2 protein-coding genes are annotated in these 1,120 nt (G+C 67.9%); one reads left to right on the top strand and one right to left on the bottom strand.

Features of this window, described 5'->3' with window-relative positions; all coding sequences use genetic code 11:
* Positions 1-765: DNA-directed RNA polymerase subunit alpha (locus H8R17_RS45510; protein ID WP_187828998.1), on the top strand; the 765-nt coding region annotated here is incomplete at its 5' end.
* Positions 766-844: 79 nt separating this feature from the next.
* Here H8R17_RS45510 and H8R17_RS45505 read toward each other — a convergent pair.
* Positions 845-1,042 carry a hypothetical protein gene (locus H8R17_RS45505; protein ID WP_187828997.1) on the bottom strand — a complete coding sequence of 66 codons (198 nt, stop codon included), beginning with the start codon at positions 1,040-1,042 and terminating at the stop codon, positions 845-847.
* Between the last annotated feature and the right edge of the window lie 78 nt (positions 1,043-1,120).

The following is a 1,120-nucleotide window of genomic DNA, read 5'->3' as shown; positions in this document are numbered from 1 at the left end:
TCGGAGCACGACGAGCCGGTCGTGATGTACCTGCGCAAGCAGGGCCCGGGTCTGGTCACCGCCGCCGACATCGCGCCGCCGGCCGGTGCCGAGGTGCACAACCCCGACCTCGTCCTCGCCACACTCAACGGCAAGGGCAAGCTGGAGATGGAGCTGACGGTCGAGCGTGGCCGCGGTTACGTCTCCGCCGTGCAGAACAAGCAGGTCGGCCAGGAGATCGGCCGGATCCCGGTCGACTCGATCTACTCGCCGGTCCTGAAGGTCACGTACAAGGTCGAGGCCACGCGTGTCGAGCAGCGCACCGACTTCGACAAGCTGATCGTCGACGTCGAGACCAAGCAGGCGATGCGTCCGCGTGACGCCATGGCCTCCGCCGGTAAGACGCTGGTCGAGCTGTTCGGTCTCGCCCGCGAGCTCAACATCGACGCCGAGGGCATCGACATGGGCCCGTCCCCGACGGACGCCGCCCTCGCCGCCGATCTCGCCCTGCCGATCGAGGAGCTGGAGCTCACCGTCCGCTCGTACAACTGCCTCAAGCGCGAGGGCGTCCACTCCGTGGGCGAGCTCCTGGCGCGCTCCGAGGCCGACCTCATGGACATCCGTAACTTCGGTGCGAAGTCCATCGACGAGGTCAAGGCGAAGCTGGCCGGCCTGGGCCTGGGCCTCAAGGACAGCCCGCCCGGATTCGACCCCACCCACGCTGCCGACGCCTTCGGCGCGAACAATGACACGGACGCCGGTTTCGTGGAGACCGAGCAGTACTGAACGCTGTGCTCGTGCAGACCGTGCCAGATCACGGCGATGGGCTGGTTGGCTCCAAGCCCGGCGTGTTTACGAGTCGCATTCACCGACCCAGGCGGCGACACACCTGGCGCTGTCGTCGTAGTTCCAGGCGCTGAGGGTGAGGGCGCCGGGGTGCCGAGGCCGCCGGGAGGTACTGGGGGCAGTCCCAGCCCTCGCCGGCGCTGCCGACGGACTCCTTCGTGCGCGCGTCGAGGGACCCCAGCAGGTCGAGGTCGAAGCGTCGCGGCCCCAGCCTCACGAATTCACGGCACCAGGAGCTTCAGTGACAGCCAGTCACTTCATGGAGGAAGGGTGCTTCCGACCTGCGATGATTCAG

The organism is Streptomyces sp. TRM68367 (assembly GCF_014495685.1).
In the GTDB taxonomy this organism is placed as follows: domain Bacteria; phylum Actinomycetota; class Actinomycetes; order Streptomycetales; family Streptomycetaceae; genus Streptomyces.
Note: the sequence above shows the minus strand (reverse complement) of the source record. Positions and strands in the feature narration are given on the sequence as shown.